This is a genomic window from Tenacibaculum lutimaris (assembly GCF_003610735.1).
GTDB classification, from domain to species: Bacteria; Bacteroidota; Bacteroidia; order Flavobacteriales; family Flavobacteriaceae; genus Polaribacter; species Polaribacter lutimaris.
Genome location: NZ_RAQM01000013.1, coordinates 71408 through 87479, shown reverse-complemented (window position 1 = coordinate 87479; position 16072 = coordinate 71408). Strand labels below are relative to the sequence as shown.

Annotated in this window: 13 protein-coding genes and 2 tRNA genes; all 15 read left to right on the top strand. The window is 32.4% G+C overall.

The window, feature by feature from the left end:
* The first annotated feature begins 17 nt into the window (after positions 1–17).
* The 15 genes from nhaB to C8N26_RS13075 all read left to right on the top strand — a co-directional run bounded on the left by nhaB (position 18) and on the right by C8N26_RS13075 (position 16071).
* Positions 18–1493, top strand: coding sequence for a sodium/proton antiporter NhaB (gene nhaB, locus C8N26_RS13145; protein ID WP_120187654.1), 1476 nt, complete (start codon positions 18–20; stop codon positions 1491–1493).
* Between the two features lie 112 nt (positions 1494–1605).
* Positions 1606–2292, top strand: coding sequence for a MotA/TolQ/ExbB proton channel family protein (locus C8N26_RS13140; protein WP_028892746.1), 687 nt, complete (start codon positions 1606–1608; stop codon positions 2290–2292).
* Complete coding sequence (locus C8N26_RS13135) at positions 2292–2684, top strand: ExbD/TolR family protein (RefSeq protein WP_028892747.1); 393 nt, start codon at positions 2292–2294, stop codon at positions 2682–2684. Before C8N26_RS13140 ends, C8N26_RS13135 begins: the two co-directional genes overlap by 1 nt.
* Positions 2685–3503, top strand: coding sequence for an energy transducer TonB (locus C8N26_RS13130; protein ID WP_120187653.1), 819 nt, complete (start codon positions 2685–2687; stop codon positions 3501–3503).
* A gap of 23 nt (positions 3504–3526) precedes the next feature.
* On the top strand, positions 3527–4735 hold the full coding sequence (locus tag C8N26_RS13125) for a bifunctional folylpolyglutamate synthase/dihydrofolate synthase (protein ID WP_120187652.1): 1209 nt from the start codon (positions 3527–3529) through the stop codon (positions 4733–4735).
* A gap of 70 nt (positions 4736–4805) precedes the next feature.
* Positions 4806–4880, top strand: a tRNA-Val gene (locus tag C8N26_RS13120).
* Between the two features lie 28 nt (positions 4881–4908).
* Positions 4909–4983 (top strand) — tRNA-Val (locus tag C8N26_RS13115).
* Positions 4984–5089: 106 nt separating this feature from the next.
* The gene (locus tag C8N26_RS13110) at positions 5090–6370 is read left to right on the top strand and encodes a nucleotide sugar dehydrogenase (protein WP_120187651.1); all 1281 of its coding nucleotides are present in this window, start codon (positions 5090–5092) and stop codon (positions 6368–6370) included.
* A complete protein-coding gene (locus C8N26_RS13105; protein ID WP_120187650.1) occupies positions 6370–7302 on the top strand; it encodes a Gfo/Idh/MocA family oxidoreductase in 933 nt (310 codons plus the stop codon). Before C8N26_RS13110 ends, C8N26_RS13105 begins: the two co-directional genes overlap by 1 nt.
* Before the next feature lie 11 nt (positions 7303–7313).
* Entirely contained in the window at positions 7314–8639 is a 1326-nt protein-coding gene (locus tag C8N26_RS13100) for a UDP-glucose dehydrogenase family protein (protein ID WP_120187649.1), read from the top strand.
* Positions 8639–9655, top strand: coding sequence for an NAD-dependent epimerase (locus C8N26_RS13095; RefSeq protein WP_120187648.1), 1017 nt, complete (start codon positions 8639–8641; stop codon positions 9653–9655). The genes C8N26_RS13100 and C8N26_RS13095 overlap by 1 nt, the downstream gene beginning before the upstream one ends.
* A 94-nt stretch (positions 9656–9749) precedes the next feature.
* Positions 9750–12101 (top strand): SLBB domain-containing protein, encoded by a 2352-nt coding sequence (locus C8N26_RS13090; RefSeq protein ID WP_170141659.1) that lies wholly within the window; start codon positions 9750–9752, stop codon positions 12099–12101.
* Between the two features lie 12 nt (positions 12102–12113).
* A complete protein-coding gene (locus C8N26_RS13085; protein ID WP_120187646.1) occupies positions 12114–13217 on the top strand; it encodes a Wzz/FepE/Etk N-terminal domain-containing protein in 1104 nt (367 codons plus the stop codon).
* A 131-nt stretch (positions 13218–13348) separates the two neighbouring features.
* Complete coding sequence (locus C8N26_RS13080) at positions 13349–14584, top strand: oligosaccharide flippase family protein (protein WP_170141658.1); 1236 nt, start codon at positions 13349–13351, stop codon at positions 14582–14584.
* Positions 14584–16071: an asparagine synthetase B family protein gene (locus tag C8N26_RS13075; RefSeq protein ID WP_120187644.1), complete on the top strand. Its 1488-nt coding sequence runs from the start codon at positions 14584–14586 to the stop codon at positions 16069–16071. The genes C8N26_RS13080 and C8N26_RS13075 overlap by 1 nt, the downstream gene beginning before the upstream one ends.
* The last annotated feature ends 1 nt before the right edge of the window (position 16072 follow it).

Sequence of the window (16072 nt, the reverse complement as noted above, 5' to 3'; positions counted from 1 at the left end):
TTGTAAATACAAAAAGTATGTTTAAATATTTTTTAGGGAATAGCCCTAAATGGTTTAAGTTAACCATAATTGGTTTTTTAATCTTTAATGTGTTTTCTTTTTTTGTCTTAGGTAAGACAATAACTGCATGGCTTTTTATAGCTGAGTTTATTTTTACACTAGCAATGGCATTAAAATGCTATCCATTGCAATCGGGAGGGTTAATAGCGATAGAAGCATTAATACTTGGACTTACAACTCCAGAGAATGCATATCATGAAGTAGCTCAAAACTTAGAAGTAATTTTGTTATTAGTGTTCATGGTTGCAGGTATTTATTTTATGAAACCTTTACTAATGTACATTTTTAGTAAGGTGTTTACTAAAATTAAATCTAAGGTATTACTATCTTTATTGTTTGTGTTTCTAGCGGCAGTATTATCTGCATTTTTAGATGCCTTAACGGTTACAGCCGTTTTAATTAGTGTAGCGGTAGGATTTTATGGAGTGTACCATAAAATTCATTCGAGTGCTTCTTCTGATTATGACAAAGATGGAGTTTTAGATAGAAAAGAGTTAAGTGGAGAAACCTTAGAACAGTTTCGTAGCTTTTTACGTAGTTTAATCATGCACGGAGTAGTAGGTACAGCATTAGGAGGTGTTTGTACATTGGTAGGAGAGCCACAAAACTTGTTGATAGGAGAACGTTTAGGTTGGGATTTTATTGAATTCTTTCAACGAATGGCGCCTATAACTATGCCTGTACTATTTGCAGGTATGTTAACTACCATATTGTTAGAAACTACGGGATGGTTTGGTTTTGGAGCAAAATTGCCAAACGTAGCAGCAAGAATTATTGAAAGGTATACTGAGGAACAAGATGCTAAACGTACCGATAAAGAAAAATATGGGTTAATAATTCAAGGCACAGCAGCGGTGTTTTTAATAGCAGGATTGGCATTACATTTAGCACCTGTAGGTTTCATAGGACTAGCTTTAATTATAGTGCAAACAGCCTTTATGGGGATTACAGATGAGCATCAATTAGGGCATGCCTTTGAAGAGGCTTTACCTTTTACAGGGTTGTTAGTTGTGTTCTTTGTAATCGTGGCTATGATTCACGATCAACATTTATTTACCCCTATTATTTCTTGGGCTTTAGAACAAGATCCAGCATCTCAACCAGGTCTTTTCTATGTCGCAAACGGAGCACTATCAGCAATTAGCGATAATGTTTTTGTAGCAACAGTTTATATTGGAGAAGTACAAGATGCATTTAAACATGGAACGATTTCAAAAGAACATTTTGAAAATTTAGCAATTGCGATTAATACAGGTACTAATTTACCAAGTGTAGCGACTCCAAACGGACAAGCAGCTTTCTTATTCTTATTAACATCATCATTAGCGCCGTTAATTAATTTATCTTACGGAAGAATGGTAAAAATGGCATTACCTTATACCATTGTATTAGGTGGTTTAGGATATCTTATGGTGAAGATTGTATTAGGATAGATAAATAAAAAATAGCATTTTTAAAATCCTGAATTTTTTAAAGTTCAGGATTTTTTTAAACAATTAAAAAAGAAGTCATTCGTTAATAATTAAACACGTAAAAATTACATTAATGTTAGCATATTTTCAAGAACAAACCGAGTTACTAGAAGAAGTTCCACAAGAAAAAACATTATCAATCTATAATTTAATTATGGATGGAGGCGTTGGAGGGCAAATCATCATAGCTTTATTATTTGTATTATTAGCTGTAGCTCTTTACATTTATTTTGAGCGTTTCTTTGCAATTAAAGCAGCCTCAAAAGTTGATGTAAATTTTATGGATCAAATTAGAGATCATGTAACGAATGGTAGAATCGATAGTGCTAAATCACTTTGTGATACAACTGCAAGTCCTACAGCAAGATTAATAGGTAAAGGAATTTCTAGAATAGGAAAACCTTTAGAAGATATTAATACAGCTATTGAAAATGCAGGAAAACTAGAAGTGTATCAATTAGAAAGAAATGTTTCTGTATTAGCAACGATTGCAGGAGCTGCACCAATGATAGGTTTCTTAGGTACAGTAATTGGAATGATTGTTGCGATTCATGAAATAGCAAATTCAGGCGGACAAATAGATATTAAAATGCTATCAGATGGCTTATATACAGCAATGACAACTACAGTTGCGGGATTAATTGTAGGTATTATTGCATATATAGCATACAATCATTTAGTAGTTCGTACTGATAAGGTAGTGTATCAAATGGAAGCTAAGTCTGTTGAGTTTTTAGATTTATTAAACGAACCGGTATAATGAATTTACGAGGAAGAAATAAGGTCAATCCAAATTTCAATATGTCGTCAATGACTGATATTGTTTTTTTGTTATTGATATTTTTTATGCTAACATCAACATTGGTTACAGTAAGTGCCATTGATGTATTGTTGCCTAAAGCAGGAGGGAAAACTGAAAATCAAACTTCGGTAGCAGTAACTATAACAAACGATGCATCATTTTATATTGATAAAACCAAGGTAAGCAATACAAATTTAGAAAAAGAATTACTAGCAAAAGTAGGAACAGATAAAAAGAAAACAGTAGTAATTCGTGGCGATCAAAATGTACCATATAAAAATGTAATGCAAGTAATTGATATTGCTAATAAAAACAAGCTAAAAATGATTTTAGCTGTAAAAGGCAAATAAATGACAGTTTTAGACACCCAACATAAACGTAAATCAGCAGTGATAACAGCAATTATTCTGATACTGTTATTGTTTGGAATATTCAATTATGGAATGAAATATTTAGATCCACCGATTGAATATGGATTGGCTATCAATTTTGGGAACTCTGAAGTAGGAAGTGGTGAGCCTGTTGAAAAAACAAAAGCGCAAGCGGCTCCTCAACAGGAAGAGGTAACAGAAGAGAAGGTAGATGAAGTTCCTGAAGAAACAATTAAAGAAGAAATTATTACAGATGATACTGCGGAAGAAGTTCCTGTAGTTGAAAAAAAAGTAGAGAAAAAGGAAGCGGTAAAAGAAACTCCTAAAGAAGTAAAACCAAAAGAAAAACCGAAGCCTAAACCTTCAAAAGAAACTACAGATGCATTAAATAGTTTATTAAACGGAACATCTAAAGATGGAGCAAATACTGGTGAAGGAGATGATAAGCAAGCAGGTGTGAAAGGAAACGAAAATGGAGACCCAAATTCTGATAAATATTATGGAAATTCAGGAAGTGGCTCTGGTGGAAATTATAATCTAGCAGGAAGAAAAGCTCTATCTAAACCTATTGAAAAACCTAATTGCCAAGAGGAAGGAACTGTAGTGGTAAGCATCGAGGTAGATAGGAATGGAAAAGTAATAAAAGCAACTCCTGGAGCTAGAGGAACTACAAACTCGGCGGGATGCTTAGCAGAAGCGGCAAAAAAAGCGGCACTCAAAACCAAATGGAATGCTGATGGAAACGCTCCGTCAAAACAAAGAGGAACTATAATCTACAAGTTTTCTCTTTCAAAATAAGTTTTTTAGACTAAAATATTAAAATGACCTACCAAGAAATATTAGACTGGATGTTTGCTCAGTTGCCAATGTACCAACGTCAAGGGAAAACAGCATTTAAAAAAGACTTAACCAATATTATTGCTTTATGTGATGAACTTGATAACCCGCAAAAAAAGTTTAAAACAATTCATGTAGGAGGAACGAATGGTAAAGGGTCTACCAGTCATATGGTTGCTTCTATATTACAAGAAGCAGGTTATAAGGTTGGATTGTATACTTCACCACATTTAAAAAACTTTACAGAACGTATTCGTGTTAACGGAGAAGAGATTTCAAGAGAAGCGGTAATCGAGTTTATAGAAAAAAATAAAAACTTTCTAGAAAATCAAGGCTTGTCATTTTTTGAAATGACGGTAGGAATGGCGTTTAAAGAATTTGCAAATCAAAATGTAGATATTGCAGTTATTGAAGTAGGCTTAGGAGGAAGATTAGATTCAACTAATATAATTACACCCGAAGTTTCTGTAATTACGAATATCGGATTAGATCATACGCAGTTTTTAGGGGAAACCTTACCAGAAATAGCATTTGAAAAAGCAGGAATCATTAAATATGGAGTTCCAGTGGTTATTGGTGAGCACCAAAAAGAAACGGAAAGTGTTTTTACCGCTAAAGCGGAAGAATGTAAAGCGCCTATAGTTTTTGCTTCAGATAATCCTAAAAACTATACGACAGATTTATTAGGAGACTACCAGAAGAATAATGTAACGACAGCTGTAACTGCCATTCAGCGATTAAAAGGATTTTCAATATCAGAAGAAAATATAAAAAACGGATTGTTGAACGTTGTAAAAAACACTAATTTAAAAGGTCGTTGGCAGGTGTTACAGAACAATCCGAAGGTTATTTGCGATACAGCACATAATAAAGAAGGGTTATTTTATACATTGAAACAACTAAAAAAGGAAAATTATAAGCAATTGCATATGGTGTTAGGAGTTGTTTCAGATAAGAATTTGAGTGAAATTTTACCCATGTTTCCAAAAAATGCGATGTATTATTTCTGTAAACCAAATATTCCTCGTGGCTTGTCAGCAGATGAATTAAAAGAACAAGCGAAGGAATTCGGATTGGTAGGTAAGGTGTTTTGTTCTGTAAGTCAAGCACTTGAAAAGTCAAAAGAAAATGCGGCTAAAGAGGATGTGATTTACATTGGTGGTAGCACATTTGTAGTAGCAGAAATTTTATAGAAAAAAAGTGAAAAAAGTTATTGTCAATCTCTAAAACTGTTATATATTTGCATCCGCAATTAACAAGTAAGGGCGCGTAGCTCAGTTGGTTCAGAGCACTTGGTTTACACCCAAGGGGTCAGGGGTTCGAATCCCTTCGCGCCCACAACTCTTACAAAGATTTAATTGCAAACGGGCGCGTAGCTCAGTTGGTTCAGAGCACTTGGTTTACACCCAAGGGGTCAGGGGTTCGAATCCCTTCGCGCCCACTAAAAGTCTCATCATTGATTTGATGAGACTTTTTTGTTATATAGCCTTTTCTTAATGATGTTTTTTGTAGTTTTGTGAACTTAAAAAATAATATAGGCTATTATAATGAATAATAAAATTGCAATAATCGGATTAGGGTATGTTGGATTACCATTAGCGAGGTTGTTTGCTACAAAATATTCTGTAGTCGGATTTGATATCAATAAAGAGAGAGTACAAAAACTCAATGAAGGTATTGATGTTACAAAGGAATTAGAAAAAGAAGAGTTGTTGTCTGTTTTAAAGACAGAGAGAGATGAAGAGAATGGACTATTCTGTACATCTGAAGTAGAAGAGATCAAAAAGTGTACTACTTTTATAATAACAGTTCCTACGCCAGTAGATAAAAATAACAGAGCTGTATTAAAACCTTTGATTAATGCGAGCAAAACTGTTGGAGGTGTGTTAAAAGAAGGGGACGTTGTTATTTATGAATCAACAGTATATCCTGGGGTAACAGAAGAAGTTTGTGTTCCAGTATTAGAAAAAACTTCTGGATTAGAGTTTAACAAAGGCTTTTTTGCTGGGTATTCTCCTGAACGAATTAATCCAGGAGATAAAAAGAATACCATTGAGAATATTTTAAAAGTGACTTCAGGTTCTACTCCTCAAATTGCTAAGTTTGTAGATAAATTATATGGTTCGGTGGTAACAGCGGGTACTCATTTGGTTTCCAGTATTAAAGTGGCGGAAGCTTCAAAAGTGATAGAAAACTCTCAACGAGATATTAACATTGCTTTTGTAAATGAATTAGCAAAGATTTTTGGTTTTATGAATATTGATACTCAAGAAGTTTTAGAAGCCGCAGGAACCAAATGGAACTTTTTACCATTTAAACCAGGGCTAGTAGGAGGGCATTGTATAGGAGTAGATCCATATTATTTGGTGCAGAGAGCTGAAGAATTAGGATACCATCCTGGTATAATTTTAGCAGGTAGAAGAATGAATGATGGAATGGGAGAGTATGTGGCTTCTCAAGTAATCAAGTTAATGATAAGTCGTGATATCAAAATAAAAAATGCCGATGTCTTAGTGTTGGGGATTACGTTTAAAGAGAATTGCCCAGATGTTCGCAATACCAAAGTGGTGGATGTCGTTCGTTCATTAAAAGAGTATGGAGCAAATGTGATAATTTATGATCCATGGGCAAATGTTGATGAGGTTGAAAAAGAATATGGATTGCAATCAACAAAGGAATTACCAATAGAAAAGTATGATGCTATTGTGTTAACAGTAGCACATAATGAATATAAAGAGTTAAATATTATTTCTTTAAAAAAGGAAGAGTCTGTGGTGTATGATGTGAAAGGAATATTGCCAAAAAAAATAGTAGATAAAAGTTTATAGTGAAGAATTTTGCACTCATAGGAGCAGCAGGGTATATAGCTCCACGTCATTTAAAAGCAATTAAAGATACAAACAATGTCTTGTTAGCTGCATTGGATAAAAATGATAGTGTGGGGATTATGGATAGTTATTTTCCTAAAGCTGAATTTTTTGTTGAGTTTGAACGTTTTGATCGTCATATTGAAAAGTTAAAACGCCAACAAAATGTTCAGTTGGATTATGTAAGTATTTGTACTCCTAACTACCTACACGATTCTCATATCCGTATGGCATTACGTAGAGGAGCAGATGCGATTTGTGAAAAACCGTTGGTGTTAAATCCATGGAATGTAGATGCCTTAGAAGCGATTGAAAAAGAAACAGGGAATAGAATCAATACGATATTGCAATTACGATTGCATCCAAGCATTATTGCTTTAAAAAATAAAATTGAAAAAGAAAACAAGAAAGAAAAGTATGACGTAGATTTAACCTATATCACTTCTCGAGGAAATTGGTATGATATTTCTTGGAAAGGTGACGAGAGTAAATCAGGAGGAATAGCAACCAATATCGGGGTGCATTTTTTTGATATGTTATCTTGGATTTTTGGAAATACACAAGAAAATAAAGTACATCTTAGAGAAAAACACAAAGCGTCAGGCTATTTAGAGTTTGAAAAAGCACGTGTTCGTTGGTTTTTATCAATTGATGAAACAACTTTGCCAAAACAAGTTAAAGAAAAAGGACAGCGCACTTATCGGTCTATTACCGTAAACGGAGAAGAAATTGAGTTTAGCTCAGGGTTTACAGACTTACATACTACAAGCTACCAAGAGATTTTAAAAGGAAACGGCTTTGGTTTACAAGAAGCAAGACAATCGATAGAAATTGTGCATGACATTCGAAATGTAGAGTTGGTGAATATAGGAGAGAAACATTTGTTTTTATAAAATATAAATAGATGAAATTAATTGTTATCGGAACAGGCTATGTAGGATTGGTATCAGGGACTTGTTTTTCAGAAATGGGAAATAAAGTAACTTGTGTAGATATCGATCAAGAGAAAATAAATAAACTACATAAAGGAATCATTCCCATCTACGAACCAGGGTTGGAAAAAATGGTGTTGAAAAACGTAGAGAAGCAGAATTTATTCTTTACTACAAAGTTAGAAGAAGCTATTGAAGAAGCGGAAATTGTTTTTATAGCGGTGGGAACCCCTATGGGAGAAGATGGTTCAGCTGATTTACAATATGTGTTGGCAGTAGCGAAAGAGATTGGTCAAAAGATGAATCACCGTTTGATAGTGGTAGATAAATCTACCGTACCTGTAGGAACAGCTGATAAAGTAAAAGCAACAATACAAGCAGAGTTAGATAAAAGAAATGTAGCGATTGAATTCGATGTGGTTTCAAATCCTGAATTTTTAAAAGAAGGCGATGCTATTAACGATTTTATGAAGCCAGATAGAGTGGTAATTGGGGCAGAATCTGAGTATGCTTTTGAAAAAATGCGTCAGTTGTACACTCCTTTTACGATGACAAATGACCGATTTATAGCTATGGATGTACGTTCTGCGGAAATGACCAAATATGCTGCCAATGCAATGTTAGCAACGAAGATTTCCTTTATGAATGAAATGGCGAATATTTGTGAACGAGTAGGAGCGGATGTAAATAATGTACGAGCAGGAATTGGTTCAGACTCAAGAATAGGGTATAGCTTTATTTATCCAGGAGCTGGTTACGGAGGTTCTTGTTTTCCGAAGGATGTAAAAGCGTTAAAGAAAATAGCTGAAGAAAACGGTTATGAAGCACAACTTATCAGTTCAGTTGAAGAGGTTAACAACCGTCAGAAGTTTGTAATTGCTGAGAAAGTCATTAAAAGATTTGGAGAAGATTTAAGAGGGAAGACTTTTGGTTTGTGGGGATTGGCATTCAAACCAGGAACTGATGATATGCGTGAGGCTCCAGCAATTTATGTGATAAAAGAGTTGGTGAAGAGAGGGGCAAAAGTACAAGCGTACGATCCGAAAGCCATGGAAGAAGCACAGCATTTTTATTTAAAAGATGTTGAGAATATAGCGTATAAAAATGCAAAATACGAAGTGTTAGCTGAGGCTGATGCATTGATATTATTGACAGAATGGAAAGAATTCCGTTCTCCAGACTTTTCTGAAATTGAAAAACAATTAAAAACTCCTGTTGTTTTCGATGGAAGAAATCAGTACAACAGTTATAATTTGGAGGAAAGAGGGTTTGAATATTATCAAATAGGAAAAAACTAATGAAAATTTTAGTTACAGGGGCAGCAGGTTTTATCGGGTTTCATTTAAGTGAAAGATTGTTAGCAGAAGGACACACAGTTGTCGGAGTTGATAATATCAACGATTATTACGATGTCAATTTAAAGTATGCTCGATTAAAAGAGTTAGGGATTGGTAGAGAGGATGCTGAGGTGTTTTATAAAGAAACGATTAGTTCGATAAATAGAAACTTCAAGTTTGTTAGACTAAACCTAGAAGATAAAGAAGAGTTATTTCAACTGTTTGCTACTGAAAACTTTGAAGTGGTTTGCAATCTAGCAGCGCAAGCAGGAGTTCGTTATAGTATTGAAAACCCAAATGTTTATATTCAAAGTAACATTGTTGGTTTCCTGAATATTTTAGAATGTTGCAGACATCATGAGATTAAGCATTTGGTATATGCAAGTAGCTCAAGTGTTTATGGAATGAATAAAAAGGTACCTTTTTCAGAAGAAGATATAGTAGATAATCCTGTGAGTTTGTATGCTGCGACCAAAAAGAGTAATGAACTAATGGCACATACCTATAGTCATTTATATAAAATACCAACAACAGGATTACGTTTTTTTACGGTATACGGACCATGGGGAAGACCTGATATGGCGCCGATATTATTTGCTGATGCAATTTCAAATAATCGTCCAATCAAAGTGTTTAACAACGGAGATATGGAGCGTGACTTTACCTATATAGATGATATTGTGGAAGGGGTTAAGAGAGTTATAGAAAAATCTGTTGAAGAGAGAGGACTATATAAAATATACAACATAGGTAATAACGACTCTGTGAAATTGTTAGATTTTATAACGCAGATGGAAACAAGTTTAGGGAAAGAAGCTACAAAAGAGATGCTGCCTATGCAGATGGGAGACGTTAAAAAAACTTGGGCAAATGTTGATGGGTTAATTAAAGATTATAATTATAGTCCTAATACAAGCTTAAGTACAGGAATAAAAGAATTTATTAATTGGTTTAAAGATTTTTACATTGAAAGTTAAAATGTTATTTAAAAGAGTTTTACTGCAAATATTTCTAGCCACTTTTTTGGTGTTAGCTAGTATTGAGGGACAAGCCCAAAATATTCAGAATCAAATGAGTCAAATACAAGTTGATGATTTATCTGACGATCAAGTAGTTAAATATTGGAAAAAAATAAAACAAGAAGGATACACTTTAGATCAGGCTTTAGCAATAGCAAAAACTAGAGGAATGTCCGAATTACAAGCTCAAAAGCTTAGAGAAAGGATAGAAAGACTTAAAAGTAAACCACTAAACAAAGAGAAGGAGAGTCAAGAAGATAGTTTGGAAGAAGCTGACAGTACTCAACTTCTTTTTGGATTGACAGGAGAAGAAAATAATGAAGAGAATAAAGAAGAACTCTTCGGATATGGATTTTTTAATAACCCAAATATTTCGTTTACACCAAATTTAAATATAGCTACACCAGAGAATTACATAATAGGAGCGGGAGATGTAATTTCAATTGATCTTTGGGGAGCTGCAGAGGTAAATTATGAGAAAAAAGTAAACAAACAAGGAGCTATAAATGTAGAAGGTGTTGGCTATATTCAATTAATAGGTTTGCCTGTTAGTGCTGCAAAATCTAAAATAAAAAATTACTTGAAAAGGATCTATGCAGGAATAGGAGCTTCTTCTAGTAGTTATAATAAAGTTAATATTGCTGTTTCTATAAAAGAAGTAAGAAACGTTCAAGTAAATATTGTAGGAGAAGTAAAGGTGCCAGGATCATATTCAATTAGTGCTTTATCCACAGTGTTAAATGCGTTATATGCAGCAGGAGGTCCAACAAGGAATGGTACTTTTAGAAGAATTCAGCTTTTTAGGAGAGGAGTGAAGGAGGCTGATTTTGACTTTTATCAGTTTCTAGTTAATGGTTCAGAAGAAGGAAATATAACGGTTCAAGATCAGGATGTGATAATAGTAAGACCTTATGAAAGTAAGGTTACTATTGAAGGTGCTATTAAAAGGCCAGGTATTTTTGAGATGAAATCCGAAGAAAGTGTAAAAGATTTATTAAATTATAGTAGTGGCTTCACCTCAAATGCGTATAAACAAAAAATTGTCATAGAGAGAATTAAAGGGGTTCAAAAAGAGATTGTGGAGATTTCACAAGATAATTTTGATTCAGTGAAAATAAAAGATGGAGATTATATCAAAGTAAATGAAATAGTAGATGAGTTCTTGAATAGAGTAAGTGTTGGAGGAGCTGTTTTTCAGCCTGGTAACTACGAATATAAAGAAGGAATGACAGCCTCTAACTTGTTGCTAAAAGCTGAAGGGGTAACCAAAGAAGCCTTTTTAGATAGAGGGATCATTGTAAGAACATATGATAAGAGTGATAAGGAAACATTATCTTTCTCTCCGAGAAAAGCAATGGAAAATAAAGAGCATATACTCTTAAAAGAAAGTGATAGTATTTACATTTTTACAAAAGAAGAATTAAAAGAGAAAGAGTTTATTACTATTAATGGAGCAGTGAATAAAGAAGGAGAGTTTGACTATATGAAAGGAATGCGTGTTGAGGATTTAATAGTATTGGCGGGAGGATTGAAAGATGGAGCGGATGCAAGTATGATTGATGTATCTAGAAGATTGAAAGACGGAAGTTTTGAAACGGTTAGTGAAAATTTTGATTTAAGTGCAAGTAAAAATCTAGGTACTGATCATTTAGATAATTTTGTGTTAAAACCGTTTGATATTGTTTCTGTAAGATACTTAAAAGGGTATACTGAACAAAAAAGAGTAACTATTACAGGAGAAGTTAATTTTGAAGGAGAGTATTCAATCGGTCAAAAAAATCAAAGAATTTCTGATTTAATTGAACAAGCTGGAGGTTTAACAAAATATGCGTATGTAGAAGGTGCTTTTTTAACAAGAAAGAACAATGAAGAGGAAGATGAAAAGCAATCAGACTTTATAGCTGACTTTGCCCAAAGAGATTCGTTAGCCAGCAATGTTGAAGAACGTATGCAAAAGAAAAAAGATTTTAAAATAGGGATAGAGTTACAAAAAATATTAGCCTCAGGAGGGAAAAAATCAAAGTATGATATAATTTTAGAAGAAGGAGACGAGTTATTTATCCCTTCTGAAAGACAAACCGTAAAGGTTGAAGGAGAGGTATTGTCACCATCATTGGTGAGATATGAAAAAGGGAAATCATTCAAACATTATATTGAAAACTCTGGAGGTTTTTCAGAAAGTGCAAAAAAGAGCAGAGCATATATAGTGTATGCAAATGGAGATATTAGAACAACAAAAAAGTTTTTGTTCTTTAAATCATATCCAGATGTAAAACCAGGCGCAGTTATTTTAATCCCTAAAAAGCCTGAGGTAACAAATAAAGTTACAACTCAACAGGTAATAGCTATAACTACTGGCTTAGCAACTTTAGGGGTACTGGTTAAAACGTTAACAGAGAAATAACTTTAACAAACTATGGAAAGTAAAACTAAATATACTTCTAATGATGAAATAAATTTATTAGAGATATTTAAAACTATCTGGGAGGGACGAAAAATAGTTGTTAAATTCTTAATAGTTTTTGGATTGTTAGGGGTGTTTATAGCTGTTTTTTCAGCTAAGGAATATACGGCTTTTACTACTTTAGTGCCTCAAACGAGTGATTCAAAAGTTGGAGGTAATTTAGGGGGGTTAGCAGCCATGGCAGGAATTAATTTAGGTGGAGGAGGTAGTACTGAAAGTATACCTCCTACTTTATATCCGAAAATAGTGCAAAGTGTAACTTTTCAAAGAGAACTTTTAAAAACACCATTAAAATTCTCAAATGTTGAAAAGGTAGTTACTTATCAAGAATACTATGTTAGTTACACAAAGTTTAATTTACTAAAAGCTATTAAAGAATATACAATAGGTTTACCAGGGAAGATTATTACATTTTTTAAAAGTGATAATGAAACCATAACAGAAGCTGGTAACGATTCAATATATAGAATTACTAAAAAAGAAAGCAAATTATTTAAGAAAATACAAGAACAGTTGGTAATTGAAAATAATGAAAAAGAAGGTTTTGTTAAAATATCATTTTCAATGCCAGAAGCATTAGCAGCTGCTCAAATGACCAAAAAAGTACAGGTGATTTTACAAGAAGCTATCACAAAATTTAAGATAGAAAAAGCAGAGCAAGAGCTTAATTTTATTCAGCAACGATACAGTGAGCTAAAATTAGATTTTGAAAAAAAGCAAGCCACTTTAGCTAGTTATAAAGATAGAAACCAAGGGTTGATTACCTCACGTTCTCAATCGTACCTTAGAAGAATAGAATCGGAGTATAATTTAGCGTTTAATTTGTATTCAGAGTTAGCAAAGCAATTAGAAACTCAAAAAATTAAAGTAAAAGAAAACACCCCAGTTTTTACTGTGATAGAACCTGTGATTGTACCTGTAGAAAAATCAAAACCTAGAAGATTAATGATTTTATTTATATTTTTTTTTCTAGGAATAGCTGTAGGAGTCGGTGTAGTAGTGGTGAAAAATTGGATTAAAGAAATTAAAGCAAAACAAAAGTATTTATATCACTAGTAGGATCGATTAAACAAAAATATATGGAAGTTTAAAATAACGATTATTACATTTTATTTGTGTCTTGAATAAACTGTTACTTAGTTATAAAATTCCGGGGAGTTTTATAAAAATTAATACAAAACACTATTGTGATAAAAAGAATAAAAAACATAGTTGGCACTGAAGAAAGAAAACGATTGTTGTCTAATTTTTTCTCATTATCAATACTACAAGGTGCTGACTATATATTACCTTTGTTGACTATGCCTTATCTTTTTAGAGTTTTGGGTGCTGAAAAGTTTGGGTTGGTTGCATTCTCAACATCAACACTTTTTTTCTTTAATATATTAGTAGAATATGGGTTTAATCTATCAGCTACTAGAGATATATCTAAAAATATAGGGAGTAAGCAAAAAATTCAAGAAATTTTTGCCACTGTTCTTACTGCTAAATTATTCCTACTTTTAGTTAGTTTCTTCTTACTATCTTTATTGATAGTGATTTTTGATAAATTTAATAATGATTGGCAGTTGTTTTATTTATCATTTTTACTAGTCATAGGAAATGCATTATTGCCCACTTGGTTTTTTCAAGGTATAGAAGAAATGAAATATATAAGTTATTTTAGTTTGGGTGCAAGGTTGTTTTTTACATTAGGTATATTCATTTTTATATCATCACCAGATGACTACTTATTGCAACCCTTAATGAATGGAGGAGGTATGATATTGATAGGAATTTTCTCAATTCATTTTGTAAAGAAAAAATACGATATTAAATTTTCATTTCAATCTTTTAATAAAATAAGACGAGTTTTAAAAGATGGGTTAAATATATTTATTACAGAGTTTATACCAAATCTGTATAGTAATTTTTCAAATATATTATTGGGTTTTTTTGCAACAATGGAAATCGTAGGATATTATTCATTAGCGACTAAAGTAATAGATGTGTTCAATAGACTGATTTACATAGTAAGAAATATAACTTTTCCGTACTTAAATAAGAATAATAGAAATTTTAAAAAGGTCGCAAAAGTTACTATCTTAGGTGGTGCTGTATTAAGTTTTTTTGCTTACTCAACTACATATTACTTAGTCCCCTTTATATTTGGAACAAAAGCTTACAATAGTTTAGTTTATATTTATATCCTGGCGTTTAGTCCTTTCTTTATGGCAATATTACAGACTTATGGAGTTAACAAGCTATTGGTTGAAAAACAAGATTCTTTGTACAAGAAAATTATTATCACTGGTTCTTTATTTGGTTTCCTATTATCAACTACATTAGTGCCATTTTTCTCTGCAATTGGTGCAAGTATCACGTTAATATCTACAAGAGGGGTATTAGCTGGATTAGTTTATTTTAAAACAAAGTATAAATAATGATTAAGTTATATAATATTAAAGCTGATATTCAAGAGTTAAAAACTGATCTTGCGGGTGAATTCCCTTTATATATCTATTTAGATAAGGTCAAAAATAAACTGTTATATAGTGATGACATTCTAGAGCTACTAGAGGATAGTAGAATTGAAAAACCATTGAAAGTTTCAGAAAAAGGGTTGTCTTTCTTGCTTCAAAGTGGTGTAGTTCCTCCCCCACATACTATTTATGAAAATATATTCATATTAGGGGTTGGAGATAGCGCAAGAATATTTACCAAAGACGATAAGATAAGTATTGAATTTAATCATGTTTTTCCTTTCAAGAATGAAAACAGACTAAAAGAATTAAATATAGACGAGGAACTTATATTTGATTTGATTGCAGATGCTACGATATCTAGAATTGATGAAGAAAAAGATACTTTTTTATTCCATAGTGCAGGTAAAGATAGTAACACCATTGCCTTAGCATTAGCAAAAGCAGGATATCAAGATAATGTAACATTGATTACTCATAAATCAAAAGGAAATAAAGATGAAAGTGAGATATCAAATTCCATAGCAAAGAAATTAGGGTTTAAGCATCAAGTACTTCATGAAGTTGATGTGTTAGGAGATAAACATAAAGAAAGCATTATAAATTTTTTTAAAAACTCTCCATTTCCATCAACTGATAACGTAACATTGGCTTATCCATTATACACAGAACAAATACATCAATTAAAAAAGTCAAATATAATTGATGGCGGAGGTAATGATACATATATGATGACTCCTCCAAGTAAAAGAGATGTGAAAATTTTGCCAATATCAAAGTATACCTCTTACCTTTCGGTTCTTAGAAGTTTTGTAAACTCAGAAAGTTTTATGATGAAATTTTTAAGAACACCTCCTGAATGGTTTGGCATGTCAGGATTGAGTTATAAGGATAGTAAGTCAATATATCATAAATGTGAAAATGTATATACTCACTGGAGTACTGAATTTAAAAAAAGGGAAAAATGGGATTTATTTGATAGTAAAACAGATCTTCTTACAACGATTACTGCTGCTGAAATTCATATACGAAAGGCAAGGAATTTTGCCCACACTATTGATTCAAATTTAATATTACCTTTTTCAAATAAGAAAGTAGCTAAGTATTTTTCTAAAATGCCTGAGAAGTATTTATTTGACAGAAAACTATTTAAGAATAAATTAATATTGAGAGATATTTTAAAAAAAGAGATATCACTAGACAGTGATGCCATAGGGAAACTAGGATTTAGTTATGATTCAGGAAGCATTCTTTTAAATAATTTGGATTGGATGAAAAAAGAAATTCTAGAGTGCAATTACTGGGATAAAAAAAATATTAGTAAGTTTTTACGAAGAATTGAAAAGAATAAGAACTTGCATACTAGTAAAGGTAGTATGAGTAGAAACTGTATTTATAGACTTTATTTGGTTTCTGGTTGGCTCAATAATAATAAATACATAAATTAAG